The sequence below is a fragment of the Dactylosporangium vinaceum genome, assembly GCF_019904175.1.
In the GTDB taxonomy this organism is placed as follows: domain Bacteria; phylum Actinomycetota; class Actinomycetes; order Mycobacteriales; family Micromonosporaceae; genus Dactylosporangium; species Dactylosporangium vinaceum.
The window spans coordinates 2,854,633-2,879,584 of the sequence record NZ_CP061913.1; the positions used below are offsets into that span (position 1 = coordinate 2,854,633).

Annotated in this window: 19 protein-coding genes; 10 read left to right on the plus strand and 9 right to left on the minus strand. The window is 73.8% G+C overall.

Features of this window, described 5'->3' with window-relative positions; all coding sequences use genetic code 11:
* Positions 1 to 1,659, plus strand: a complete 1,659-nt coding sequence (locus tag Dvina_RS12600) for a RyR domain-containing protein (RefSeq protein WP_223102627.1) — start codon at positions 1 to 3, stop codon at positions 1,657 to 1,659.
* Here Dvina_RS12600 and Dvina_RS12605 read toward each other — a convergent pair.
* From Dvina_RS12605 to Dvina_RS12615, 3 genes are read right to left on the minus strand one after another with little or no spacing between them, the layout of a single operon-like run.
* Positions 1,646 to 2,428 (minus strand): hypothetical protein, encoded by a 783-nt coding sequence (locus tag Dvina_RS12605; protein WP_223102629.1) that lies wholly within the window; start codon positions 2,426 to 2,428, stop codon positions 1,646 to 1,648. The genes Dvina_RS12600 and Dvina_RS12605 overlap by 14 nt on opposite strands.
* On the minus strand, positions 2,413 to 3,774 hold the full coding sequence (locus tag Dvina_RS12610) for an aKG-HExxH-type peptide beta-hydroxylase (RefSeq protein ID WP_223102630.1): 1,362 nt from the start codon (positions 3,772 to 3,774) through the stop codon (positions 2,413 to 2,415). Before Dvina_RS12610 ends, Dvina_RS12605 begins: the two co-directional genes overlap by 16 nt.
* Positions 3,775 to 3,779: 5 nt before the next feature.
* A complete protein-coding gene (locus Dvina_RS12615) occupies positions 3,780 to 4,946 on the minus strand; it encodes an FxsB family cyclophane-forming radical SAM/SPASM peptide maturase (RefSeq protein WP_246656182.1) in 1,167 nt (388 codons plus the stop codon).
* An 87-nt stretch (positions 4,947 to 5,033) separates the two neighbouring features.
* Here Dvina_RS12615 and Dvina_RS12620 point away from each other — a divergent pair, with 87 nt between their 5' ends.
* The 4 genes from Dvina_RS12620 to Dvina_RS12635 all read left to right on the plus strand — a co-directional run bounded on the left by Dvina_RS12620 (position 5,034) and on the right by Dvina_RS12635 (position 11,640).
* The gene (locus Dvina_RS12620; protein ID WP_223102634.1) at positions 5,034 to 5,342 is read left to right on the plus strand and encodes a hypothetical protein; all 309 of its coding nucleotides are present in this window, start codon (positions 5,034 to 5,036) and stop codon (positions 5,340 to 5,342) included.
* Positions 5,343 to 5,463: 121 nt separating this feature from the next.
* Positions 5,464 to 9,366 (plus strand): FxSxx-COOH system tetratricopeptide repeat protein, encoded by a 3,903-nt coding sequence (gene fxsT / locus Dvina_RS12625; protein ID WP_223102635.1) that lies wholly within the window; start codon positions 5,464 to 5,466, stop codon positions 9,364 to 9,366.
* 11 nt (positions 9,367 to 9,377) lie between these two features.
* The gene (locus Dvina_RS12630) at positions 9,378 to 10,352 is read left to right on the plus strand and encodes a hypothetical protein (protein WP_223102637.1); all 975 of its coding nucleotides are present in this window, start codon (positions 9,378 to 9,380) and stop codon (positions 10,350 to 10,352) included.
* 127 nt (positions 10,353 to 10,479) lie between these two features.
* Positions 10,480 to 11,640: a hypothetical protein gene (locus Dvina_RS12635; RefSeq protein ID WP_223102639.1), complete on the plus strand. Its 1,161-nt coding sequence runs from the start codon at positions 10,480 to 10,482 to the stop codon at positions 11,638 to 11,640.
* Positions 11,641 to 11,682: 42 nt separating this feature from the next.
* On the opposite strand, the gene Dvina_RS12640 is transcribed toward Dvina_RS12635, so the two are convergent.
* Positions 11,683 to 13,773, minus strand: a complete 2,091-nt coding sequence (locus Dvina_RS12640; protein ID WP_223102646.1) for a hypothetical protein — start codon at positions 13,771 to 13,773, stop codon at positions 11,683 to 11,685.
* A 551-nt stretch (positions 13,774 to 14,324) separates the two neighbouring features.
* On the opposite strand from Dvina_RS12640, the gene Dvina_RS12645 reads away from it, so the two are divergent.
* A complete protein-coding gene (locus tag Dvina_RS12645; protein ID WP_223102649.1) occupies positions 14,325 to 14,696 on the plus strand; it encodes a hypothetical protein in 372 nt (123 codons plus the stop codon).
* Positions 14,697 to 14,728: 32 nt separating this feature from the next.
* Here Dvina_RS12645 and Dvina_RS12650 read toward each other — a convergent pair whose 3' ends face one another.
* Entirely contained in the window at positions 14,729 to 16,747 is a 2,019-nt protein-coding gene (locus Dvina_RS12650; protein ID WP_223102651.1) for a caspase, EACC1-associated type, read from the minus strand.
* 244 nt (positions 16,748 to 16,991) lie between these two features.
* Here Dvina_RS12650 and Dvina_RS12655 point away from each other — a divergent pair, with 244 nt between their 5' ends.
* The gene (locus Dvina_RS12655; RefSeq protein ID WP_223102652.1) at positions 16,992 to 17,432 is read left to right on the plus strand and encodes an FAS1-like dehydratase domain-containing protein; all 441 of its coding nucleotides are present in this window, start codon (positions 16,992 to 16,994) and stop codon (positions 17,430 to 17,432) included.
* Positions 17,429 to 17,848: a MaoC family dehydratase gene (locus Dvina_RS12660; protein ID WP_223102653.1), complete on the plus strand. Its 420-nt coding sequence runs from the start codon at positions 17,429 to 17,431 to the stop codon at positions 17,846 to 17,848. Before Dvina_RS12655 ends, Dvina_RS12660 begins: the two co-directional genes overlap by 4 nt.
* Here Dvina_RS12660 and Dvina_RS12665 read toward each other — a convergent pair.
* The 4 genes from Dvina_RS12665 to Dvina_RS12680 are packed head-to-tail and all read right to left on the minus strand — an operon-like array spanning position 17,843 to position 22,116.
* Complete coding sequence (locus Dvina_RS12665) at positions 17,843 to 19,000, minus strand: thiolase family protein (RefSeq protein ID WP_223102655.1); 1,158 nt, start codon at positions 18,998 to 19,000, stop codon at positions 17,843 to 17,845. The two genes, Dvina_RS12660 and Dvina_RS12665, sit on opposite strands and share 6 nt — an antisense overlap.
* On the minus strand, positions 18,997 to 20,052 hold the full coding sequence (locus Dvina_RS12670; RefSeq protein ID WP_223102657.1) for a CaiB/BaiF CoA transferase family protein: 1,056 nt from the start codon (positions 20,050 to 20,052) through the stop codon (positions 18,997 to 18,999). The genes Dvina_RS12665 and Dvina_RS12670 overlap by 4 nt, the downstream gene beginning before the upstream one ends.
* Positions 20,045 to 20,908 carry an SDR family NAD(P)-dependent oxidoreductase gene (locus Dvina_RS12675; protein ID WP_223102669.1) on the minus strand — a complete coding sequence of 288 codons (864 nt, stop codon included), beginning with the start codon at positions 20,906 to 20,908 and terminating at the stop codon, positions 20,045 to 20,047. The genes Dvina_RS12670 and Dvina_RS12675 overlap by 8 nt, the downstream gene beginning before the upstream one ends.
* Entirely contained in the window at positions 20,905 to 22,116 is a 1,212-nt protein-coding gene (locus Dvina_RS12680) for a CaiB/BaiF CoA transferase family protein (RefSeq protein ID WP_223102670.1), read from the minus strand. Before Dvina_RS12680 ends, Dvina_RS12675 begins: the two co-directional genes overlap by 4 nt.
* A 113-nt stretch (positions 22,117 to 22,229) precedes the next feature.
* On the opposite strand from Dvina_RS12680, the gene Dvina_RS12685 reads away from it, so the two are divergent.
* Both Dvina_RS12685 and Dvina_RS12690 read left to right on the plus strand, forming a co-directional pair.
* Positions 22,230 to 23,780: an AMP-binding protein gene (locus tag Dvina_RS12685; protein ID WP_223102671.1), complete on the plus strand. Its 1,551-nt coding sequence runs from the start codon at positions 22,230 to 22,232 to the stop codon at positions 23,778 to 23,780.
* Positions 23,777 to 24,922, plus strand: coding sequence for an acyl-CoA dehydrogenase family protein (locus Dvina_RS12690; RefSeq protein WP_223102672.1), 1,146 nt, complete (start codon positions 23,777 to 23,779; stop codon positions 24,920 to 24,922). The genes Dvina_RS12685 and Dvina_RS12690 overlap by 4 nt, the downstream gene beginning before the upstream one ends.
* Positions 24,923 to 24,952: the final 30 nt, after the last annotated feature.

Genomic DNA, 24,952 nt, shown 5'->3' on the forward strand with positions numbered 1-24,952 from the left:
ATGACCAGGGCCGGCCTGACCCTCATCCGGTCCGTGTTCGTGGCCGTCGCCGTCGCCGCCGTCCTGCTCGGGCTCAGCGGGATGCACCAGCTGCTGCAGGCGCGCTCGCCGGGCTACGACCGCTGGGATCTGCCGTACTACACCCTGCAGCTGTTCGTCCTGAGCTCCGAGCCGCTCCAGGACGGCGGGCCGTACCCGTGGCAGCTGGAGGTGGCCCGCTTCCTGGCTCCGCTGTTCACGCTGCTCACGGTCGTGGAGACCGGGCGCGTGCTGCTCGGCGAGCAGCTGCGGCGGCTGCGCTCCCGCGCGGCGCGCGAGCACGCCGTGGTGCTGGGCGACACGCCGTTCGCGCGGGCCCTGACGGAGCGGTTGACGGCGGCCGGCCGGCGGGTGGTGACGGTCGCCGCCCGGCCCGGCGACACGATCACCCTCGCGATGCTGCGCGGGGCCGGGCTGCGGCAGGCCCGGCACGTGTACGTCTGCGGCCGCCACGACGAGACCAACCACGCGGCGACGGTCGTCGTCCGTGACGCCATCGCCGGGCTGGCCCGCCCGCCGTGGGTCTACGTGCAACTCAACCGGGCCAAGGAGTGCCAGGCGCTGCAGGCCCGCCGGCTCGGTGCGGCCGGCGCCGGCCGCTTCCGGCTCGAGTACTTCCACGTCGACGACATCGCCGCCCGCAACCTCTACCGGCTGCATCCGCTGCACCCGCCGGCGGGCGGCGGCCCGGTCCGGGTGATCATCGCCGGCGCCGGTGACTTCCGCCGGCCGCTCATCGTCGAGACGGTGGCCCGGTTTCGCCACGCCCCGGCGCAGCTGCGGCTCACCGTCGTCGGGCCCGGCTCGCAGCGCACGGTCGCCGAGCTCGCCGCGCGCTTCCCGTTCCTGGCCGCCGCCGACATCGCCGCCGGCGAGGACGAGCTCGACCCGGGGCGGCCCGGCGCCGCCGGCTGCGAGCGGCTCTACCTCTGCCACGCCGATGAGCAGGCGTCCCTGGACCTGGCGCTGAGCAGCCCGGCGCTGTGGCGGGCGGTCACCGGTACCATCGTCGTCGTCACCCACACCCACGGCGCCCTCGCCGAGGCGTTCCACGGCCGCCCGGGTGTCGACCTGCTCGACGAGGTCGGCCGGAAGCTGCTGATCTTCCCGGTCCTGACCCGCGCCTGCGACGCCGGCATCATCACCGACGATCTCACCGAGCGCCTGGCCCGCCGCATCCACGAGCGCTATCTCGCCACCTCCGGCCAGGGCGGCGGACCCGGCTGGGCCGGCCTGGCCGAGTCGGTCCGCAACGCCAACCGCGCGCAGGTCGAGGGGATCGCCGAGAAGCTGCGGGCGCTCGGCTGCGTGATCGCGGTCCGTGGCCACCAGGATGGCGATGCGAGCATGCGGCCCGAGGAGATCGAGCGGCTCGCGATCGTGGAGCACGACCGCTGGCAGGCGGAGCGGCGCGCGCAGGGCTGGCGCCACGGCCCGGTCCGCGACGACGGCCGGCGTCGCCACCCCGACCTGGTGAGCTGGCCGGAGCTGAGCGAGGCGAGCCGGGAGCAGGCCCGCGACGTGGTCCGCTGGCTGCCGGAGCTCCTCGCCGACGAGGGCTTCTCGCTCGTGCGGCTGCAGCCGGCGAGCGCGCCGGCACCGCGGCTCAGCGGCCGTTGAGCGCGCGCAGCGCCTGGACCCAGCTCACGAACCGGCCGGGCAGCTCCGTGCCGGAGCCGAGGCGGGCCAGGTCCTCGTCGGTCACCGCACCGCGGCGGGTCAGCTCCTCGACGAGCGTGCGCACCCGCGCGAACGCGGCCTGGTCGGCTCCGGAGGCCGGGTCGGGGGTGCTGCGCTCGCCGAGCACGGCCGCCCGCAGCTCCTGCAGCGCCTCGGCGACCTGCGGCAGCGCCTGGCTCACCTGGGTCAGCACCGCGGTCTCGGCCGAGCTCGACCCGCGCAGCTCCTGGGTCGCGACCGCGTAGGAGATCGGGGTGACGACCCGCTCCATGTTCTGGTCCAGCCAGGTGATCGACTCGCGCAGCTGGTCCTTGGCCCGGTCCAGCGCCTCCGGGTCGAAGTCCACGAGGATCGTCCGCATGCCGTGCACGTCGAACGGCAGCACCTGAGTGTGCTCGATGAGCTGCACGAACGGCTTGCGCACCGCGTGTCGCACGGCGAGCTCGTAGAAGACGTTGGGGTTGAGGTCGGTCAGGTCGGCGATCACCAGGTCGTCGCTGATGATGCGGTCGATGACCTCGGAGGTGATGTACCCGACCTTGTTGATCTCGTCGCCGCGCTCGGCGACGAAGCCCATCTCCTCGACGACCGGCTTGATCAGATACCGCATCACCTTGTTGCTGCGGACCCGCGTCGGGCTGCCCTCGTCACCGATCGGCGCGATCACGAAGCAGCGTCGGGGTGTTTGCGCGGTCACGGGGTCCGGCATGCGACAAGCGTAGACGAGCTGTACCAGGCATCGGCGCCGTGGGGATGGGTGCGGCGCCACTCGGCCAGGTGCGCGGCGGCCGCGTCCCGGGCCGCCGCCGCGGCCCGCTCGGAGGCCGGCTCCTGCCGCCAGCGGTGCACCCGGGCCAGCATCCGCGCGGTCACGAAGCGGCCCATGTCCGTCAGCGCCGGATGGCGCAGCAGCATCCGGGCCACGTCGTGCGTCGCACCCGCCCACCGGTGGAACTGCACGTCGGCCTCGTCCCTCGCCTGCGGGTCGGCCTCGACGAGGCGCTGGGTGCGCCAGAACCGGGCGACGGCCAGGAAGGCGTAGGCGCCGTCGAGCAGCGCACCGAGCGGGCGCGGATCGGATCGCCACGGGGCGTAGTACAGCTCGCCCGGCGCCTCCTCACCCAGCAGCGGATGGAGCCGGGCCAGCACGATGAACTTGGAGTGCTGCAGCTCGTGCGCGAGCGCCAGCGCGGTCGTGCGCGGCCCGGCCGGGGCCGACAGCGCCACCGCACCGAACGCCCCGGCGAACGTGCTGCTGGTCGTGCCCTGCGCCGGGTCGGCCAGCGGCACCAGCACCCGCAGCGCCGCGGCGACCTCGTGGGCCGTGCCGCGGTGATGCGAGCCGAGCAGCGCCCAGGCCGCCGCCAGCCCGTCGCGCCAGCGGTCGGGCTCCGGCTCACCGGGCCCGACACCCCGCTCCGCGCAGTACGCGGCGCCGAGCGCATGGTGCCACGACGCGAAGTCGAGATCGGCGGCCAGCCGCAGCCCGTCGTGGGTCGTGTCGATCCGCACGGCCGGGTGCCAGCGCGGGCCGCCACCGGCCGGCACCGCCACCGGCTCCGGCTCCCCGCCGGGCCCGGTGCGCAGCCGCAGCAGGCCGGCGGCACCGGCGTCGAACCAGCCCACGCCCGGCAGCGCGATGTACCGGCCGCCGTCCGGATTGGCCGGCACGTCGACCAGGGCCGGCAGCCCCGCGCGGGCCGCGGCCGACGCGGCGACGGCCGCCATGAACCCGGGGTTCGCGCCGTCCGGCCGCGCGCCGTGCAGCGTCCGGACCGTGTGCACCGCCCACGCCGCGACGGCCGGATGGGTCAGCAGCGCGACGACGCTCGCCGCGGCGGCCCGCTCGACGTCGAGCAGCACCGCGAACGCCCGCCCCACGAGCGCCGCGTGCGGATGCCGGACGGCGGCGCTGCGCTCGACGATGTGGTGCATCAGCAGCCGCGTCCGGCTCAGCTCCGCGTCGCGCAGGCAGCGCACCGCCACCGGCCCGCCCCCACCGGCCGCCAGGGCGCACAGGACCCGCCGGGGCAGCTCGTGGCTGGGAACGGTCATTGGCGTCAGGCCGAGAGCCTGGGCATCCGCTCCACGTCGCGGGCGACGGCCCGCCGGATGTGGCTGATGAGGGCGAAGAGGTCGGGGCAGTACACGGACGGGTTGGCGAACCCGTGGCCGGCCCGGTAGCGGTGGGCCGGCAGCCCGCCGCCGCAGACGCTGAGCAGGGCGCACGCCCGGCACTGGGCGCCGAGCCGGTGCAGCCCGGCGAGCCGGGCCCGCACGGCGGGAACGGTGAGCACGTCGTCGAAGGCGTGCCGGACGACGTCGAGGCCGGTGTCGGCCGCGCCCTCCAGGGAGGCGTTGACGGTGTCGCCGCACTCGACGGTGCCGTCGGTGTTGACCACGAGGTAGCCGGCCGGGCCGCGGCCGACGCCGTCGACCCGGGAGCGGCCGCCGAGCAGGGTCTGCATGATGTCGTCGAAGAGCCGGACGCCGGTGGCGCCGTCGCCGGCGTACCAGGCGTCGAAGATCGGGATGAGCCAGTCGGCGTAGGGCGTGGCCCCGGGGTCGGGTCCGCGGCGCGGCGGCGGGGCCGTCCAGTTGCCGTGCGGCAGGAGGAAGTCGATCTGCGGCGGGGCGTGGGTGAGCAGGGCGCGGTAGGTCCCGATGGGGTCGTTGCGCAGGTCGACGGTGCACAGCAGCCCGCTGAACAGCGGCCGGTACTCCGGCCGCGCGAGCCGCTGCAGCGCCTGCTGGACCCGCTCGTGGCTGCCGTGCCCGTCGCGCCGGCGGCGGTGGCGGTCGTGGGCCCGGGCGTCGCCGTCCAGGCTGACGCTGACGCCGATGCCGTGCTCGGCCAGGACGGTCAGCACGGCGTCGTCGAGCAGCACGCCGTTCGTCTGGATGTCGACCCCGGCCCGGCACCCGGCCGGCAGGGCGTCGCGCACGGCCGCGGCCACCTCGCCGATCGGGCCGGCCCCGGCCAGCAGCGGCTCTCCGCCGTGCAGCACGACGCTGACGGCGTCGAGCCGGTGCGCGCGGGCGTGCTCGCCGATCCGCTCGGCGGTGCGGCCGGCGATGGCGGCACTCATCAACGCCGGTCGATCACGCCAGCGGCGGTCGGCCATCGTGTAGACGTAGCAGTAGTCGCACGCAAGATCGCAGCGGCCGGCCAGCTTCAGGACGAACTGGCTGAACGACGCATTGGCGAAGTTGTATTCTGGGTGCAATGATCTGTCACCAAAACTGCTAGACATCGTGCTCCACAGTGGTGACGATCGACCAAATCTATTGCGCGCTGACTGGATGTTACCGTAATGGCACGTCGCCAGTCCAGCATCGGCGGTGATCACTGTCATCCAACGGGGGACGGGCGCGGCGCGGCGCTCGTCGGCAGCCACTACGATGACGACGGGACGGATGGGTGCAGCGACGTGGAAGCGGAGCGGGAAGAGGCGGCGGCGCCCCTGGTGGACGTCGGTCACCTGCGGTTCACCGACCTGCAGGCGATGGCCCCGACGGTGCTCGCGGCGGCGATCGAACGGGTGTTGCGCGACGCTTGCGCCCCCGGTCCCCGTGACAGGAAGTTCGAGAGTGCGTTGATCCGGGAAAGCGCGCCGAATTGATCACCGTCCCCTGACTGGTGGCCGTTCGGTTGACCCATTCCGGAAATGCGCTGGTGTCAACTGGGCGGAGCGGTGCCGAACAATCGGCCGACGCGTCCGGCCGCTTCGGCAGGGGAGTGACATGAGCACGTCGGGCACCGAGGCAACAACGACCGCGAAAATCATTGCGTTCGTCTCCCCGGCGCCGGGTGCCGGGCGGACGAACGCGCTCACGAACATCGCCTGGATCCTCGCCGCCGCCAACCGGCGCGTGCTGGTCATCGACTGGTGCGTGAACACCCCGCGCGTCGCCGACTTCGTGCGCCCCTTCCAGGCCGGCTCGGTCCGGGCCGACCAGATCCTGCCGGCCGACGTCGTCGGGCTGCTGCACCCGATCGGGCCGGGCGCCCCGACGGTGCAGACCTACCACCTCACGGCCGCGCGCGCGGAGCTGACGATGATCAGCTCCGACCAGGCGTATCCGGCCGGCGGTGACGGCGCGATAGGTCTGCGCCGGCGGCTGGGCGAGCTGCCGTTCGACTACGTGTTCATCGACGCGCCGCAGGAGCTCGGCGATGCGGCGGTGCAGTACTGCGGCCGCCTGTGCGACACCGTCGTCGTCTGCGCCCCGGAGCGGCGCCTCAGCGCGCTGCAGCAGGTGAACGAGATCGCCCGGAAGCTCGCGGAGGCGGCCATCGCCCGGATCCGCGTGCTGGCCATGCCCCAGTACGAGTTCCACGCCTCGGGGCGGGCCGGCTCCGTGCGCCAGATCAAGGCCACCCTCGGCCCGCTGCGCGACGAGGCGCCGGAGGTGGAGGCCGGCCGGCTGGAGTTCGAGATCGTCGAGGTCCCCGGCTATCGCTACGACACCTATCAGCACGTGCTGTCGGTGCTGGCCGACGAGCCGGAGATCGAGGACCTGCCGCTGGCCGCCTACCTCGCCGCCGCGCGGCAGCTGAGCGGCGACCAGCAGATCAAGTCGCCCGCCATCAACCCCGACGTGCGCCGCCGTTACCTGCGCAGCGTCCAGCTCGACACCTCCGGCCTCGGCGAGCAGATCGTCGTGCAGTACCCGCCCGCCTGCCGGCAGTGGGCCGACTGGGCGGTCGAGCAGCTCACCGACGCGGGGGCGCAGGTGTGGCGCAAGAGCCGGCCGGCGTCGGCGGGTGACCGGCCCTGCGCCACGCTCGTGGTGGTGGACGGCAGCGAGGCCGTCGCCGGGCCGGCCGATGACGGTGACGCCCCGGGCGAGACCTACTGGCTGGTGGTCGCCGGCGAGGAGCCCACGGCCGTCGGCGGCGCCCAGCTCGTCGATCTGCGCGATGTCGGCGACGCGGAGCGGGCCCGGGCCCGGCTGCTGAGCACCTTCGGGCTCTTCCCGCTGGCCCGGGGGGCCGGGGCCGCGCGGGCCCGGCTGCCGGGCGAGCTGCCGCCGCTGTTCATCCGGGTGCCCGAGCGCAGCCGGATGTTCACCGGCCGCAGCGCGAGCCTGGAGATGGTCAAGGACGAGCTCGCCGAGCACCCGAAGATGACGCTCACCGGCGGGCCGGGCGTCGGCAAGAGCGAGCTGGCCCGCGAGTTCGTCTACCGCTTCGCCCACGAGTACGACCTCGTGTGCTGGATTCAGGCGCAGAACCCGGGCTCGCTGCGGGCCGGGCTCACCGCGCTCGGCAAGGCGCTCAACGTGCCCGAGACCGTCGGCGGTGCGGCCGAGGCGGCGCTGCAGGAGCTCGGCCGGCGCGAGCGCTGGCTGCTGGTCTACGACAACGCCGAGAGCTTCGACGCGCTGCGCGGGTTCCTGCCGGTGGTCGGGGCCGGCCACACCCTGATCACCTCGCGCGACTACGGCGAGTTCGGGCTGCCCTCGCCGCTGGAGATCAGCGGCCTGCGCCGCGAGGAGAGCATCGAGCTGCTGCGCGGGCGGGTGAACGACCTGGACGAGCGCAGCGCCGACGGGCTGGCCGACCGGCTGGCCGACCTGCCGCTCGCGCTGCAGGTGGCCGCGTCGCTGCTGGTGCAGTACATCCGGCTGCTGCGCGGGCGCGGGCGCGCGCCGGAGTTCGCGTTGCAGTGGAGCGTCCGCGAGCTGATGGACCGTCTCCGCGACGCCGACGGCGCGGCCGAGGACAGCCTGAGCCGGGCGATGACGATCAGCATCGCCGCGCTGCGCCGCTTCGGCTCGCGGCAGGCCGAGCTGATCCTCGGGCTCGCGGAGCTCGTCGCGTTCCTGTCGCCCGACGGCGTCTCGATGCGCCTGCTGCGCTCCCGCCCGATGCTCGTGGCGCTGGCCGCCGCGGTCGGGCGCGACGAGGACATGACGCTGTTCGAGGCGGACGACGTGGACCGGGCGCTGCTGGAGGGCGCGCGGTTCGGGCTCTTCGAGGTCGCCTGGGGCCGGCCCGACGCGACGCTCGTCATGCACCGGGCCGTGCAGCAGTTCGTGCGCGACCGGATGCCGGAGCCGATCCTCGAACAGCGCCGGCGGCAGGCACTGCGCGGCCTGGCCCACTACTCGCCGACGGACCTCCAGCACGGCGATCCGCAGCTGCGGTACCGCTTCGACGAGCTGCAGCCCCACCTGGACCACACCGAGGCGTGGCGCTGCCCCGATCTCATCGTGCGGCAGTGGATCGTCGCCCAGGTGCAGCACCTGTACCGCAACGGCGACGGCGAGCCGTGGCCCTCGGCGCTGGACGTGGCCAAGCGGGCCCTCGCGCACTGGATCGAGCACCCGCTGCCCGACCCCCTGCTGCCGGATCCGCAGCTGCCCGACCCGCTGCCGCCGGGTCCGCTGCCGGCCGGTCCGGCGCCGGTCGCCGTCGCACCGCTCGAGGAGCGGCCGCTCGGCGAGGACGAGTTCGGCGAGGACGACGACCTCGCGGAGGACGACGAGCCGGGCCGCCCGACGCCGCACCAGAGCCTGATCTGGCGCCTGCAGACCCAGATCGCCAACCTGCACCGCGGGCTCGGCGCCTTCGACCGGGCCGGCGAGGTCGACAGCGTCATGCTCGACGAGCAGCTCCAGGTGCTCGGCCGCAACCATCGCGCCACGCTGACCACGATGCGGGGTCTCGGCGGCGACCTCCGCGGACTCGGCTCGTTCCGGGAGGCCCGGTCGAACGACGCGGAGACGCTGTACGGCTTCAAGGCGCTGCTCGGCGAGGAGCACCCGGAGACGAGGATGGCGGCGCACAACTACGCGGTCGCCGCCTACCTGGCCGGGGCCACCGCCCTGGCGCTGGAGCTGGAGGAGCAGGAGTTCGAGGCGCGCCGCCGGCTCTTCGGCGACCAGGACCCGCGGACCTGGCGCTCGGCCGGGTGGGTCGGGACGTTCGAGCGCGACCTGGGCTACTACGAGCGTTCCCGCCACACGCTCACCGACGCCCGGCAGCGCATGTCGGCACTGCTCACCCCCGACCACCCGGACGAGCTGGCGATCCGCCGGACGCTCGCGGTGACCTACCGCCGGCTCGGTCAGCACGACGCCGCGAAGATTCTCAGCGCGGAGGTGTACAAGGGCTATCACAAGCTCTTCGGCGAGAACCATCCGCACACCCGGGCCGCCCGGATGAACCTGGCCATCGACTACTACCGGGCCGGTGACAACGAGAACGCGGTACACCTGGCAGAGTTCTGCAAGCGGGGTCTGCAGCAGCGACTGGGCGAGCAGCACCCCTTCGTCGCCGTGGCCGCCATCGACCTGAGCCTGTTCCACAGCCGCCAGGGCCAGCTCGACCTGGCGTTCCGCGAATCGGCCAAGGCACTGGAGTCGCTGCAGGACCGGCTGGGCCGGACCCATCCGTGGACGATGGCGGCGAGCACCAACCACGCCGGCCAGTTGACGCTCCGCGGCGAGTTCACCCTGGCCGAGGAGCTCCAGCGCGACGCGTTCGACAGGTACGTCCGCGTGTACGGGCGGGAGCACCCGTACACCCGGGTCGCCGAGCAGAATGTGAACCTCATCCGGGAGGCGCAGCGGGCGGGCGCGATGACGCGGCCCCCGACCGATCTGGCCGACATCGACATCGAGATCCCGCAGACGTGAGGAGCGCGACAATGGCCGCCAGCAGCCCGCCCGGGGCCCCGATCCACATCAACGACCCGACCCGGGGGCGGTTCGGCAATGCCCGGCGGATCGAGATCTGCCGGCCGGGCCTCGAGCGCGGCCTCGACTACGTCGCCCACCACACGAGTGGCGGGCTGGACTTCGCCGTCGACCGGCTGGAGGCGTCCGGCGCCGGCCCGGCCGACCGGCGCCGGCTCGAGGGTCTCGGCACCGAGCTCGCCGGCCGGTTCGCCGAGCTCGACGCCGTGGTGCGGGCCTGGCACAGCGGCGACCTGATCCGGCTGGTGCTGCACGGCACCGAGCGGCTCATCGTCTGCAACAGCGTCACCGCCGACCAGCTGCTGATCAGCTCGGCGCCGGTCGAGCCCGGGCTCATGCACCGCCAGGATCGGGCCGCCGCCGAGCTCGTCGAGGCCCTGCGCCGGCTGATCGATCTGCAGAGCCAGAACCCGGGCGGCTTCCAGAGCCGGCCGCCGGACGAGCCGGCCGGGCCGGACGAGTCCGCCGGTGAGCCGTGGGAGTCGTGCCCGCCCACCGATCCTCAGGTCGAGGGGGAGCACAGCGCGGCCCGGACGGCGCTGCGCGCCGCCGTCCACCCCGCCGATCTGCATTTCGCGGCGTACCTCAGCGGCGGCGCCTGGCGATGCGCGGCCGACGTGCTCAACCATGCGGCGCTTGCCGCCTTCTACAGCCGCGAGTTCACCGCCGCGGACCGCCGCGGCTGGTACGAGGAGTTCGGCCGGCGCCTGTGCCTCGGCCCGATGTCGCTGCTCGGCCAGCTGAGTCTGGATCTGGAGGATCAGATCGGCGAGCTGTGGCGGCTCGTGCTCGACGTCGAGCAGGGGGCGTTTTACGGATATCGCCGCGGAATCGACGATTTCGTGCTGGGCGCGACGCTCGCTCAGAATAGGGTGCAAAAGGCCGACGAAAAGGTGGAACGGCTGCTCGCCGCGGTTGCCGAATAAAACTGAATGAGCCGTGATGCATGCGCAATTCATTGATAGGAACGATTGCCTTCGGTATGCTGAACGTCCGTAAAGGCGGCCGGGAGGGGGCGCCGTGAGGATGCTCGCCCGGCTTCAGGTGTCGCTGGTGAGCGCTGTCGCGCTCGGGTGGGGCCTGAGCCTCGCGGTCGACACGAGCGGATTCCTCGCCTCGCGCCCGTACCAGTTCGCTGCCGCCGCCCTCCTGGCCGTCGGCCTGATCGCCACCACCCGCGACATCGTCTTCGCCGAGCTGCGCGGCCGGATCGGCATTGTCGTGCTGGCCGTCACGGTCGGCGTGCTGGTCAAGGCCGCGGTCATCGTGCTCGTGCTGCTGCTCGTCCAGCCACTGCCGCTGGCCTGCGTGCTCGGCATCGCGGTGGCCCAGATCGACCCGCTCGCGGTCGCGGCGATGCAGCGCAACCGCCTGTCCCGCCGGGCCCGGAGCATCCTGTCGGCCTGGGCGTCGTTCGACGACCCGATCACCGTGCTGCTGACCATCTACGCCACCGCAGTGGCGCTGTCGCTCGACGGGCAGCACCGCCCGTCCGCATTCGGCACCGGCGGGCAGCGGCTCGGCGACTTCGCCGTGGATCTGCTCGGGAACGCGGTGTTCGCCGGCGTCGCCTGGCTGCTGTGGCGGGGCGTGCGTCGCCTGCGCGGCGGCAGCGCCGATCCGGGCGGCCCGCAACCGGCCCGGCGGCGGGCCTTCGCCGCCGCGGTGCTCGGGTGGCTGCTGCTGGCCGCCGTGGTCGTGGTCGGGGCGGCGCTGCTGCTCATCCTCGGCGTCGCGGTCGCCGGCCTGTTCGTGCGCCCGGACGCCGGACGCGCGCTGGCGCGCGCCAGCACCGGCGCGTTCCACGTCGCCGCCTTCGGGCTGGGCATGCTGCTCGTCGAGGGGGTCGACGTGCGGACCGGTCTGGTCCTGGCCGTGGCCGCCGTCGCCGCGCACGCGGCGGTGTCGGTGGTGATCGGCCGCGGGCTCGACCGCGCCGACCGGGCCTACCTGGCAGCGGGCCAGCAGAACGGGATGACCGCGGTGATCCTGGCGCTGCTGCTGGATCGCGACTTCCCCGGCGTCGTGGCCGTTGTCGCACCGGCGATCGTGGTGATCGCGGCCATCCACTTCGGACTCAACGCCGCCCTCGACCGGCGCTTCGGCCTCCTGGTCCGGCCCGCGACCGGAGCGGCGCCGGCGGAGCGGCGGATGCCGGTGGCCGAGATCCGCCGGCTCCGCGCGCTGGAGCGGGCGCAGCTCGCACAGCGCTGATCGCGTTGCGCCCGGCGCCCGCAGGGGCGGCCGGGCGGCGGCTCAACCGTAGGCGCGCACGGCCTGGTTGACCCGGGCGCCGAGGCCGTCGAACAGGCCCCGGCCGCCGGTCTCGGCGGCCCCCGGGCTCGCCAGGGCGCCGAATGCGGTGAGGGAGCCGAGCTCGAAGAGCGGCAGGAGCCCGGCCGCGGTGTCGTACACGCCGCAGATGCGGTCCAGCTCGCGTTCGGGGGCGCTGCCGGGGTGCTCGGCGCGGCGGCGGTACCACTCCTCGACAGCGGTGCGGAACGCCTCGATGAGCCGCTGCAGCAGCGCGGAGGTGGCCAGCGCGGGGGCCGCGTTGCCCGGCCGCAGCAGCCAGTGCACGACGCCGGCGTCACGGGGGTCGGCCGGCGCCGGGGTGGAGCCGAAGGTCTGCCCGAGGAGGACGTCGAAGCGCCAGAGCCCCGACAGGGCGTCGAGCGCGTCCAGGAACACCTCCTGGACCCGGGTCGGCAGCAGCGACGGGCGCAGGCCCGGCGGGCCCGGCGGCCCGGCCATGACGGTGCTCGCGGCCGGGCCCGGCCCGACGGCCCGCTGGACGAGGCTCAGCTCGGTGTCGACGAGGGTGTGCACCGTGTCGAGCTGATCGGTCATCTGCTGCATCATCCGCTGTAGATGGGCCTGCTGGCGGTGCAGCCGATCGACGGCGGCCGTGCCGGCGTCGGCGCCGACACTGCGCTCGAGCCGGCGGATCGCCGACGTGACGGCCTCGGCGAACTCCTCGGCGAAGGCCGGCGGCTCGAACAGGATCGGGTCGGTGGCGAGCAGGGCCGCGAGCGGCGCCGCGAGCTCGGGCGCCAGGTGACCGGCCACGACCAGGATCGCCTCGCTGTCCGGCACCGCCAGGCGGATGTCGGCCAGCCGGCGGGCGAGGTCGTCGACCGCCTCCGGCTTGAGCACCGACTCGGTGATGAGCACCGCGCACCCGGCCGCGCGCTCGGTGCCGTCGAGGAACGAGACCCAGAAGTCGACGGGGGTGGCGACACCGTTGGCCGGGAGCAGGTAGCTGCGGTGGTAGTCGTGGCCGCCCTCGCCGAGCAGCCGGGCGACGGCGGCCTGGGCGCCGGGCACGGCGGGGCCGTCGAAGTGCTCGTGCAGCACCGACCGGACCATGGCGTAGTCGACCCGCGTGCCCGCCCGGACCGCGGTGCGGTACAGGTGGAAGCACATCCGGATCACCCGGCGGGGCACGCCGCCGGTGACGTCGGCGAGGTAGGCGGCCACCTCGGGGGTGAACGGGGCGAGCGTGTCGAGCCCGAGCGCCCGGTGCTGGCTCTGCTGGATGAACCAGGCGATGTCCGCGCCGTGCAGCGGCGGCAGGCTCAGGGTGAGCCCGAACCGCTGCCGGGACCGCTCATCCATCTGCGCGAGCAGCTCCGGCGGGCCGGTGACGGCGAGGAACGCGCCGCCCGCGGTGAAGCTCTCGACCAGCTGCGCCCACAGCTCGGCGGTGGTCTCGGCGGCCCGGTTGGAGGCGGTCAGCAGCCGGTCGACGTCATCGAGGGCGACGACGAGGTGATCGCCGGAGTGCCCGTAGAGCCAGGCGACGAGGCTCGCCGCGTCCATGGCGAGGGCCTGCGGATCGGTGCCGGAGGGCAGGCCGTGCTCGGCCGCCTCGGCGGAGGACAGCTCACCGGCCCACCAGCTCCACGCGACCGCCTCCCGCTCGGGGCGCAGGAGCATCGCCAGCGCGACGGCGAGCGCGGAGCGGTCGGTGGTCACAGCGATGCGGCGCAGCAGCGTCTCCGGCCCGGCCTGCGGGTCCGCGCTCACCAGCGTGTGCAGCCGGCGGCGCACGTCGCCCGGGCCGATCTGCGTCAGGAAGCTGCGGCACACGGCGGTGAATGTCGCGGCCCGGGCGTCCAGGTAGACGGCCTGCACGCCCGGCCGGTGCTCCTGCCGGGCCCGGGTCAGCAGGTGCGCCAGGGCATGGGTCTTGCCGTATCCGGCGCCGCCGAGGATCGCCAGGGTCGTGCCTGGCGCACCGGCCCGGGCGCCGGCGAGATGGTCCGTCAGGTAGGCCGAGATGTCGCGGACGGCGGCCGTGGGCACGGTGATCGCCGCGTGCTCGTCGGTCGGAATGGAGGCCACCGCAACTGATGAAAACGGATTGTTAATGGCGGAGGCCGGCTGCTCGTCATTTTCAATCATCGTCGGTGATCCTTCATCGATGCGACAGCTGGTGGCAGTCGCAGGCGGCGGGCACCGATGATATCGGTGCTGAATAAGGTTACCCTTGCCCGCGCGCCCGGGTGGATCACCTGAGGAGGTGTCTGGCTTGCTCTGAGCAAGTTGGGTGCGGAATTCCCCCGAAAGGTCGCACTGGTGTGCGCCGTTGCCGGTGTGCGGGCGATGATCGGGTGCACGCCGCCGGCTGCCGGGCCGATGGGCCGTCGCATGAACGTTGATCGAACCAGATTCGCCGGGCCCGGCACAAGGGCGGCCGCGCGCCTGTGGATAACGCTCCGGATCATTCTGCCGGCTCCGCACGACCCCAGTGTGCGGCGGGAACGCAAGTACTGTTACCGGCACGAGTACCGTCAATGCGTGGGTTCAGGAAAATTGCGTTGGGGCAAATGCCGGTAAGGCCGATGGCCCGTCCACCGAAAGCACGAAGTTTTCCGGCTGGTGAAGGAAGATACATGTCCGACGAACCCGACCTGTTGGTGACCCTTGACGCGGCGGACCTCGAGGCCGGTGAGGCGGGGGAGTCCGTCCGCCGTCTGTGGCGCGAGCTCGACGCGCTCGACGTCGACGGCGTCGAGCAGCTGCCGGTGCCGCCGCCGGAGCCGGCCAAGGGTCCGGGCACGGCGCTGACCCTGGCCGTCAAGATCGGCGCGGCCGGGCTGAGGACGGTGGTGGCGAAGATCCGCGACTGGGTGTCGCGCAACGACCGGACCATCGAGCTGACCGTGCGCGGCGACACGATCAGGATCACCAAGGCCACGCCCGAGCAGCAGCAGCGACTGCTCGACGCCTGGCTGGCCCGGCACGAGCGGCGAGGGCCGGGCTGAGACCGGGCAGCGCAGCGGCGCTGCCTGCCGCGCTAGGCGTCGGGCGCCTGCCACAGCCGGATCGTGCCGTCGTCGCCGGCGGTGGCCAGCAGCTCGCCGGTGAGGCTGAACGCGACCGACTTGACGGCCCGGGTGTGCCCCTCGAGCGGGTTGCAGACCTCCCGGCGCCGCCGCCAGTCCCACAGCCGCACCCGGCGGTCGTCGGCGGCGGCGAGCAGCCGGCCGTCGGCGCTGAAGGCCAGTGATGCGGGCCAGCGCTGCTGCTTGGTGATGGGCCGGTCGGCCTGGTGCGGGTCGCGCAGGTCACCCAGGTCCCACAGCCGGATCGCCTGGTCGAGGCTGCCGGCGGCCAGGACGCTGTTGTCCGGCGCGATGGCCATCGATGTCACGATCTGCGTGTGGCCGGGCAGCCGGGCGATCTCGCCGGTCTCGGCCAGGTGGATCTCGATCGTGTCGTCCTCGCGGGCGACGGCCAGCATCCGGCCGTCCGGGCTGAAGACGAGCGAGCGCACGTGCGCGCCCTCGTTGCCGGGCGGGTCCAGCTGCTCGCCGGTGGGCACGGCCCAGAGGCAGACCGTCCCGTCCTCGCTGCCGCTGGCCAGCTGCCGCCCGTCGGGGCTGAACGCGACGGACGTGACGGGGAACAGGTGATCGCTGAGCGGGTCCATCAGCGGCGTGCCGTCCGCGGCGTTCCAGAGCCGGACGGTGCCGTCGCCGCCGCCGCTGGCCAGGATGTCGCCGCCGGGGCTGAACGCCACCGCGCGCACCCAGGACGAGTGCCCGGCCAGCGTGTTGATGAGCCGGCCGTCGTGCGGGTTCCAGAGCCGGACCAGGTCGTCGGCGCCGCCGCTGGCCAGCACGTCACCGAGCGAGCTGAACGCGATCGCCTCGACCGGCTTGCGGGTCTTCAGCACGCGCACCGTCGTGGTCGGTATCGCGGTCGGCGCCAGCGTCACCGCCGGCTTGTCCGGCGTCGCCGGCTGCGCGGCCGGCGCGACAGCGGTCACGGCCGGGGACACCCCGTCGCCGGGCGCCGGCGCGGTGCGCTGCCCGGGGATGGGGCCGGGGCCGTGCAGGGCCCGGAGCGCGGCCTCGGCGACGAGCGGCACGTCCCGGCTCGCGATCAGCTGCAGCTCCTGCCGGGCGGCGAGCGCGACGGCGGGGTTCGGCGAGCGCAGGAGGTCGGTGAGCACCTCGATGGCGGCGTGCCGGACCGGCGGATACGGGCTTTCGAGGTTCGCCCGCAGCGCGGCGGGCAGCGGCGCGGGCTGGACGGGCAGCGCCCTCGGGTTGCGGGCGAGGACGATCTCGCCCTCCCCGCCGAAGATCGAGTGCTGGGGCGACTGGTCGCTGCCGGCCTTGTCCATGGCCGCGACCGCGTAGTTGAACGCCTCGATGACGGAGATGAAGCCCTCACCGGTGCGGTCCGCCTCGCCGGTGCGCAGCCCTTCGACGAGCGCGGCGGTGAAGACCGACCGGATCGGGGTGTCGGGCGGCGCGGTGCCCTCGAAGGAGAGCTCACCGTCGCGGCACGCGGTCAGCACGACCCGGCCCCGCTGCTTGCGGGCGCCCTTGGTCAGCTGGTCCTGCACCAGCTGCTCGAGCGGGCCGCCCTTGTTGGCGAAGGAGCCGCTGAAGCAGCAGTCGAGGATGACGATCTGGCTGCGGGCGCGGCAGCTGTCGAGCACGTCGAGCAGCAGCGGCGAGCTCAACGCCGTGGTCGGCAGGAGCCGCCGGCTCGTGTCGGTCCCGATCAGGTGCAGGCGGCCGCGGGTGTCGAGCGCGCCGTGGCAGGAGAAGTACAGCAGGATCAGGTCGTCCGGATGCCGCCCGTCGAGGAACTCGCCGATCCGGCGGCGAATCTGGTGATCGGGCAGGTCGATCGCCGCGTCGACGTCGAACTGGCCGACCTCGGGGTCGCCGAGCACCTCGATCATGTCCCGGGCGTCCTGGCCGGGCGCGTGCAGGGTCGAGAACGCCGCATCCTCGTACTGCCCGGTGGCGACCACGAGCGCGAACCGTCCGCCGGAGCGCTCGGATGGCACAGTCATGGCAGGTAGCCCCATTCCGCGGCGTCGGTGGAGTATCTGTCGGTGGTGAAGCGATAACCATAGGTCATCGGCACCGGTCAGCGTAGTGAAGTGCTGACGGACCGCAGTTGAGGCATCGGACCCCGGCGGGGAGTCGCTCCGCGGGACGCGGTCGTGCGTGAGCGAAATGTTGCGTACAATTTGAGCACGTGGGCGGTCAAATTGGCGGCCGGCGGGCAAGATTGCACACAATCGAGGTGGATGTATGAGTCGGATGTCGGAATTTGCGGGCCGGTCGGGTGCCGAGTACACGATGGCGGTCGAGCGGGGAAAGATCCGCGAGTTCGCGGCCGCCGTCGGCTCGGATCATCCGGCGTACTTCGGCGACGAGCCCGTATCGCCGCCCACCTTCCTCGCGTCCAACGCGTTCTGGACGACCGACGGCAGCGACCCCTGGGGTGATCAGGGGCCGGACCTGTCCCGCGTCCTGCACGCCGGGCAGCGCTACGTCTTCCACGGGCCGCCGCCGCGGGCCGGGGCCGTCCTGCAGTGCCGCCAGCGCATCGACCGCGTCTACACCAAGCAGGGTCGCCGCGGCGGGGCGCTGGAGTTCGCCGACATCGTCACCGAATACCGCGACGCCGACGGCGAGCTCGTCGCCGAGTCCATCGCCACGCTCGTCGTCACCGAGCAGGCACCCCAGTGAGCCGCGCACTGGGGCCGGTCGGGCCGCCGCTCGTCGAGGGGCCGCTCACCGTCACCGACTTCGTGCGCTACCAGGGCGCGTCCGGGGACATGAACCCCATCCACCACGACACCGCGTTCGCGCAGGCGGCCGGGTTCCCGAGCGTGTTCGCCGTCGGGATGCGCCAGGCCGGAGTCCTGGCCGCGTACCTCGGCGAGCACCTCGGCCCCGACAACGTGCGCCGGTTCGACGTGCAGTTCCGCGCCATCGCCTGGCCCGGCGACACGATCACCTACACCGGCGAGATCGTCGCCGCCGAGGACACCGGCGCGCACACGGTCTGCACTGTCGAGGTGCGGGCGACCCGGCAGACCGGCGAGATCCACCTCGCCGGCACCGCCGTCTTCGCGATCCCGAAGCGCACCCCGCAGCTATAGCCGCTCCACGATCGTCGCGTTCGCCTGCCCGCCCGCCTCGCACATGGTCTGCAGCCCGAAGCGCCCGCCGGTCTGCTCCAGGTGGTTCACCAGTGTCGCCATCAGCCGCACCCCGGAGCCGCCCAGTGGATGGCCGAGCGCGATCGCGCCGCCGCGCGGGTTGAGCCGCTGCGGGTCCGCGCCGACCGCGGCCGCCCAGGCGAGCGGCACCGGCGCGAACGCCTCGTTCACCTCATACGCGTCGATGTCACCGATGCCCAGCCCGGCCTTCGCCAGGACCTTGCGGGTCGCCGGGATCGGCGCGGTGAGCATCATCACCGGGTCGTCGCCGGCCAGGGCGAAGGCGTGGAACCGGGCCCGCGGGCGCAGCCCGAGCGCGGCCGCCCGGGCGGCGCTCATGATGAGCGCGGCCGCCGCCCCGTCGGTCAGCGGTGACGAGTTGCCGGCCGTGATGTGCCAGCCGATCTCCGGGAACCGGTCGGCGTACGCGGCGTCGAAGAATGCGGGCCGGAGGCCGGCCAGCCCCTCCGGCGTCGTCGCCGGCCGGATTGTCTCGTCCCCCGCCGGCGGACCGACGATCTCACGATCGAACCCGCCGGCCGCCGCGGTCGCGGCGGCGAGGCGGTGTGACCGGGCGGCGTACGCGTCGAGCTCCGACCGTGAGAACCCCCAGCGCGCGGTCACCAGCTCGGCCGCGATGCCCTGCGGCACGAGCGACATCCGGGCGGCCACACCCGGGCCGAACGGGTCGGCCCCGCCCACCATCGCGGTCCCCATCGGCACCCGGCTCATCGACTCGACCCCGCACGCCACGGCGACGTCGTAGGCCCCGGCCATGACGCCCTGGGCCGCGAAGTGCATCGCCTGCTGGCCCGAGCCGCAGGCCCGGTCGACGGTCGTGGCCGGGACGCCGAGCGGCAGGCCCGCCGACAGCACGGCGTTGCGGCCGATGTTCGCCGCCTGCTCCCCGGCCTGCCCGACGCAGCCGGTGACGACGTCGTCGATGAGCACCGGGTCGATCCCGGTCCGCTCGACGAGCGCGCGGAGCACCCCGGCGAGCAGCTCCACGGGGTGCCGGCCGGACAGCGCGCCGCCGGGCTTGCCGCGCCCGGAGGCGGTGCGGACGATGTCGACGATCACGGCGTCGTTCACGATGCTCCTTCGAACAGTGCGGCATCCACGCCCCAGGTGCGGGCGATGTCGCCGGAAGCGGCGGCGCGGGCGATCGGCAGCCGGGGCATGCCGTCGATGAAGAGGTCGCGGGCCACCGCCTGGCCGTGCCGGGGTGCCTCGCTGAGGTCCAGGACCGGGGCCAGGCAGGCGTCGGTGCCGGCGGCGAGCGCGGCCCACTCGTCGCGGGTGCGGGTCAGCACGGCCGCCGCGATCGCCGCCCGCAGCGCCGGCCAGCGGGCCGGATCGTCGCGGTCCGCGCACACCGCAGCGTCCAGGCCCAGCAGTGCGGCCAGGGCCGCGAAGAACTGCGGCTCGAGGGCGCCGATGGCGACGTGGCGGCCGTCGGCGCACTCGTACACGTCGTAGTAGGGCGCGCCGGTGTCGAGCAGGTTGGTGCCGGCCTCGTCGCGCCACTGCCCGTCGCGGTGCATGCCGTAGAGCATCGACGCCAGGTACGTCGTGCCGTCGGTGATGGCGATGTCGAGGACCCGCCCCGTGCCGGTGCGCGCACGTTCGAGGAGCGCGGCCAGCACCGCGGTCACGAGGTACATGCCGCCCCCGCCGAAGTCGCCGAGCAGGTTGGCCGGCGGGGTGGGGCGCTGCCCGGCCCGCGCCGCCGCGTGCAGCGCCCCGGTGACGGCGATGTAGTTGATGTCGTGGCCGGCCCGCGGCGCCAGGGGCCCGGCCTGGCCCCAGCCGGTCATCCGGCCGTAGACGAGGCGGGGGTTTATCGCGTGGCAGTCCTGCGGCCCGAGGCCCAGCCGCTCGGCGACGCCGGGCCGGTAACCCTCGAGGAGGACGTCGGCCGAGGCGACGAGCCCGCGCACCGCGGCCAGGACCTCGGGGTCCTTCAGGTCGACGGCGACCACCGGCCGCCCGCGCTCCAGGCCACCGCCGCCGGGGACCTGCCCGGGGCGGCGCAGCGCGAGCACGTCGGCCCCGAGGTCGGCCAGCAGCATGCCCGCGAACGGCTCGGGCCCGATGCCCAGCAGCTCGAGGACGCGCACGCCGTGCAGCATGCCGTCAGCCATTGCGCCGTCCTTCCATGTCCGCGGCGGGCGGCGCGGCGGCGACGGCCGCCCGCAGTGCCCGGCCGAGCTCGCCGGGGTCGTCGGGCTGGGTGAACGTCGGCTCCAGGTGCCAGCCGGAGGCGATGCCGACCTGCGGGCCGCGGATGTCGAAGACGCGGCCGGTGACGTCGGCGGCGTCGGGCCCGCAGAGCCAGGCCACGACCCGGGCCACCCAGCTCGGGTCGAGTGCGTGCCGCCGCTCGTCGGTGATCGCACCTTCGTGGCGCAGCAGCGGCGCCTCGGTGAGGCGGGTCAGCGCGCTCGGCGCCACGCAGTTGACGCTCACCCCGTATGGCCGCAGCTCCTGCGCCGCGACGAGCGAGAACCCGGCGATGCCGGCCTTGGCCGCCGCGTAGTTCGACTGGCCGATGTTCCCGTACAGGCCCGAGGCCGAGGTCGTCGTGATCAGCCGGGCGTCGACCGGGCCGCCCGCCTTGGCCCGCGCCCGCCAGTGCGCGGCGGCGTGGTGGGCAACGGCAAAAGTGCCCTTCAGGTGTACCGCGATGACGTCGTCCCACTCCGCCTCGCCCATCGAGGCGAGCGTCCGGTCGCGCAGGATGCCCGCGTTGGCGACGACGACGTCGAGTGCACCGAAGCGCTCGACGGCGAGCCCGACGAGCCCGGCCGCCGCGGCGAAGTCCGTCACGTCGTGCGTGCTGGCCACGGCCGTCCCGCCGGCGGCCTCGATCTCGGCGACGACCGCGGCCGCCGGGCCGTCCCCCAGGTCGTTGACGACGACGGCGTGCCCGGCGGCGGCCAGCGCCAGCGAATACGCCCGCCCCAGCCCGCGCCCGCCCCCGGTGACGACGGCGCTCATCCGGCCACGATCCCGCGCCGGAGGAGCTCGGCCCAGCGCTCGTCGTCCACGCCGGCCAGCGCGCCGAGGACGGCCCGCGTGTGCTCGCCCAGGCGCGGGCCGACGCTTGACACCTCGCCCGGTGTGCGGCTGAACTTCGGCACGATCCCGGCCATCGGCCCCGCCTCGCCGTCGGCCGTCTTCGGCCGCAGGACCATGTCCCGGGCCGCGTAGTGCAGGTCGGTGAGCATGTCCGGCGCGGTGTAGATCCGCCCGGCCGGCACGCCGTGCTCCGCGAGGACACCGAGCAGCTCCTCGGCGGTGCGCGAGCCCGTCCAGCGCTCGATCTCGTCGTCGAGGATCACCGAGTTGCGGCCGCGGGCCTCGTGGTTGTCGAAGCGCGGGTCGTCGGCCAGCTCCGGGCGGCCCATGGCTTGGCAGAGCCGCCGGTAGACCGCGTCGGCGTTGCCCGCGATCGCGATCTCCGCCCCGTCCGCGCTGGTGTACACATTGGACGGTGCGACGCCCGGGAGCACGCTGCCGGTGCGGGTCCGCAGCACGCCGGCCCGCTCGTAGTCGACCATCGTCGACTCCATGAGCGCCGCGACCGCCTCGTAGATGGCGACGTCGACCTCCTGGCCGCGGCCGCTGCGGGCCCGCTCGACGAGCGCGGTGGAGGTTCCCACGACGGCGAACAGCGCGGCCAGGGAGTCGCCGATGCTGATGCCGGTCCGGGCCGGGCGCGAGCCGGGGTCGCCGGTGGTGAACCGGATGCCGCCCATGGCCTCGCCGATGCTGCCGAACCCCGCCTCGCGCGAGCGCGGGCCGGTCTGCCCGAGCCCGGAGACGTGCACGACGATGATGCCCGGATTGACCGCGGCGAGCGCCTCGTAGCCCAGGCCCCACTTGTCGAGGGTGCCGGGCCGGAAGTTCTCCAGGACCACGTCGCACTCGGCGGCGAGCGCGCGGGCCACGGCCTGGCCGTCCGCGTGGCGCAGGTCCAGCGCGACCGACCGCTTGTTGCGGGCGATGGCCGGCCACCAGAGGCTCTGCCCGTCCTGGACCACGCCCCAGCGGCGCATCGGGTCACCCCCGCCGGGCGGCTCCAGCTTGATGACCTCGGCGCCGTAGTCGGCCAGCAGCTGGCCCGCGAACGGGCCGGCGATGAAGCTGCCCAGCTCGAGGACCCGCACGCCCGACAGCGGGCCGGCAAAAGTCTGCGAAGTCACTATCGCTCCCCGGGAATGTGCACAATCTGACGTTCTGAGTCCATAGAAGTCGCAGTTTCGCCGGGCTCGTCTGCACTATTGCACACAATCCTCGGCTGCGGCACACTCCGACCATGTACGCCGCACACATCGCACGGACCCACCCCGACCGGTTGGCGATCCTGATGGCGCAGGCCGGCACGCGGATCACCTTCGGTGAGTACGAGGCGGCGGCCAACCGTCTGGCCCGACTGCTGCGGGGCAGCGGCCTGCGCTTCGGCGACCACGTGGCGATGTTCATGGAGAACAACCCGCGCCTGCTGGAGAGCGAGGCGGCCGCCGAACGCAGTGGCCTCTACTACACCTGCATCAACCACTACCTGTCGCCCGACGAGGCGGCCTACATCATCAACGACAGCTCGGCCCGCATCGTCGTCACGTCGGCGGCCAAGCTCGACGTGGCCCGGCAGCTGCCGCAGCGCTGCCCCGGCGTCGAGCGGTGGCTGATGGCCGACGCCGACGACCCGCCGGCACCGTTCGAGTCCTACGAGCGGGCGGTGGCCGCTCAGCCGGACGGGCCGATCCCCGACGAGCAGCAGGGCATGGCGATGCTGTACTCGTCCGGCACCACCGGCCGCCCCAAAGGCATCTACCACCCGCTTGTCGAGGCCCACCCCAGCGAGGAGCCGCCCGGCTCGCGGATCCAGCGCGAGCGCTGGGGACTCGACGAGCACAGCGTCTACCTGTCACCGGCGCCGCTGTACCACTCGGCCCCGCAGGGCAGCATCTCCATGACGCTGCGGGCCGGCGGCACCGCGATCGTCATGGAGTCGTTCGACGCGGACCGCTACCTCGAGCTCGTCGCGCTCCACCGGGTCACGCACTCACAGCTGGTACCGACGATGCTCTCGCGGCTGTTGAAACTGCCGGACGAGCGCCGCCGGGCCGCCGACGTCTCCTCGCTGCGCACTGTCGTGCTCTCGTCGGCTCCCTGCCCGCCGCAGATCAAGCGCCAGATGATCGACTGGTGGGGCCCGATCATCATGGAGTTCTACGCCGCCAGCGAGGGCATCGGCTACACGTTCTGCCGCTCGCAGGAGTGGCTCGAGCACCCCGGCACCGTCGGGCGAGCGGCCCTGGGGGAGCTGCTCATCCGGGCCGATGACGGGAGCATCTGCCCGCCCGGCGTCACCGGCACCGTGTGGTTCAAGGGCCCGGCCGGCTTCCAGTACTTCAACGACCCGGGCCGGACCGCGGCCACCCGCGACCCCGTGCTCGGGGCCAGCTCGGTCGGCGACATCGGCTACCTGGACGAGGACGGCTACCTGTACCTCACCGACCGCGAGAGCTTCATGATCATCTCGGGCGGCGTCAACATCTATCCGCAGGAGACGGAGAACCTCCTGATCACGCACGAGAAGGTGGACGACGCGGCGGTCATCGGCGTGCCCGACGAGGACTTCGGCGAGGCGGTCAAGGCGGTCGTCCAGCTCGCCGCCGGCGTCGAGCCCGGCCCGGAGGTCGAGGCCGAGCTGATCGCGTTCTGCCGGGCGTCGATCGCCCACTTCAAGTGTCCCCGCTCCGTCGACTTCGTCACCGAGCTGCCGCGGCTGCCCACCGGCAAGCTCTACAAGCGCAAGCTGAAGGACGCGTACTGGGCCGGGCGCGAAAGCCTGATCCGGTGACCGAAATCCGGCAGCTGGTCGCCGCGTTCCTGCGCGACACCGAGGGGGCCGACCGGCCGGCGGCCCTTGGCGCGCAGTTCGACGCCGGACTGGCCTGGGTCCACCACCCGGCCGGGCTCGGCGGGCTCGGCCTCGCGCCGGACCGCCAGGCCGAGGTGGACGCCGAGCTCGCCGCGGCCGGCCGCCTGGAGTCCTGGGAGCGCAACCCCATGGGCATCGGCATGGTCGCGCCCGCGCTGACGGCCCACGGCACGCCCGCCCAGCAGGCCCTGCTGCGGCCGATCTTCACCGCCGAGCACATCTGGTGCCAGCTGTTCTCCGAGCCCGGCGCCGGCTCCGACATCGCCGGGCTGGCCACCCGGGCGGTCCGCGCCGGCGACGGCTGGGTGCTCGACGGGCAGAAGACATGGACGTCCCTCGCCCACACCGCCCGCTACGGCCTGGCCCTGACCCGGACCGATCCGCAGGCGCCGAAGCACGCCGGGCTCACCGCGTTCCTCATCGACATGCGCGCTGCGGGCGTCGAGGTGCGGCCGCTGCGCGACCTGACCGGGGGCGCGCACTTCAACGAGGTATTCCTCGACGGGGTCCGGCTCGGCGACGACGCCCGCCTCGGCGGTGTGGGGGAGGGCTGGGCCGTCGCCACCACCGTGCTCATGAGCGAGCGGGCGGTGATCGGCGCATCGGTCGGGGAGCGCGGCTCGGGCGCCATCGCCCTGGCCGTCGACACCTGGCGGCGGACCGGCTCCGACCCGGACCGGCGGGCCGAGCTGACCCGGCTCTGGGTCGACGCCGAGGTGCTGCGCCTGGCCGCCCTGCGCGACCGGGAGACGCGGGCCGAGGGTGGCCCCGGGCCGGGCGGGTCGGGCCTCAAGCTGCGCCGCGCCCTGCTCGACCAGCGCATCGCCCGCTTCGCCGCCGACCTGCTCGGCCCGGCCGGCCTGGTCTACGACGCCGACGCCGTGCGGACGGGCGGACCCGCCCCGGACGACCCGGTCTGGACCTGGCTGCAGTCCCAGGCGTACACGATCGCCGGGGGCACCTCCGACGTCATGCGCACCATCATCGGCGAGCGGGTGCTGCGGCTGCCCAGGGAGCCGGGCCTGCCCCGCGACACGCCCTGGGCGCAGATCCCGCGCTGACCGGTACGGCGATTGACCTGCGGCGTCGCC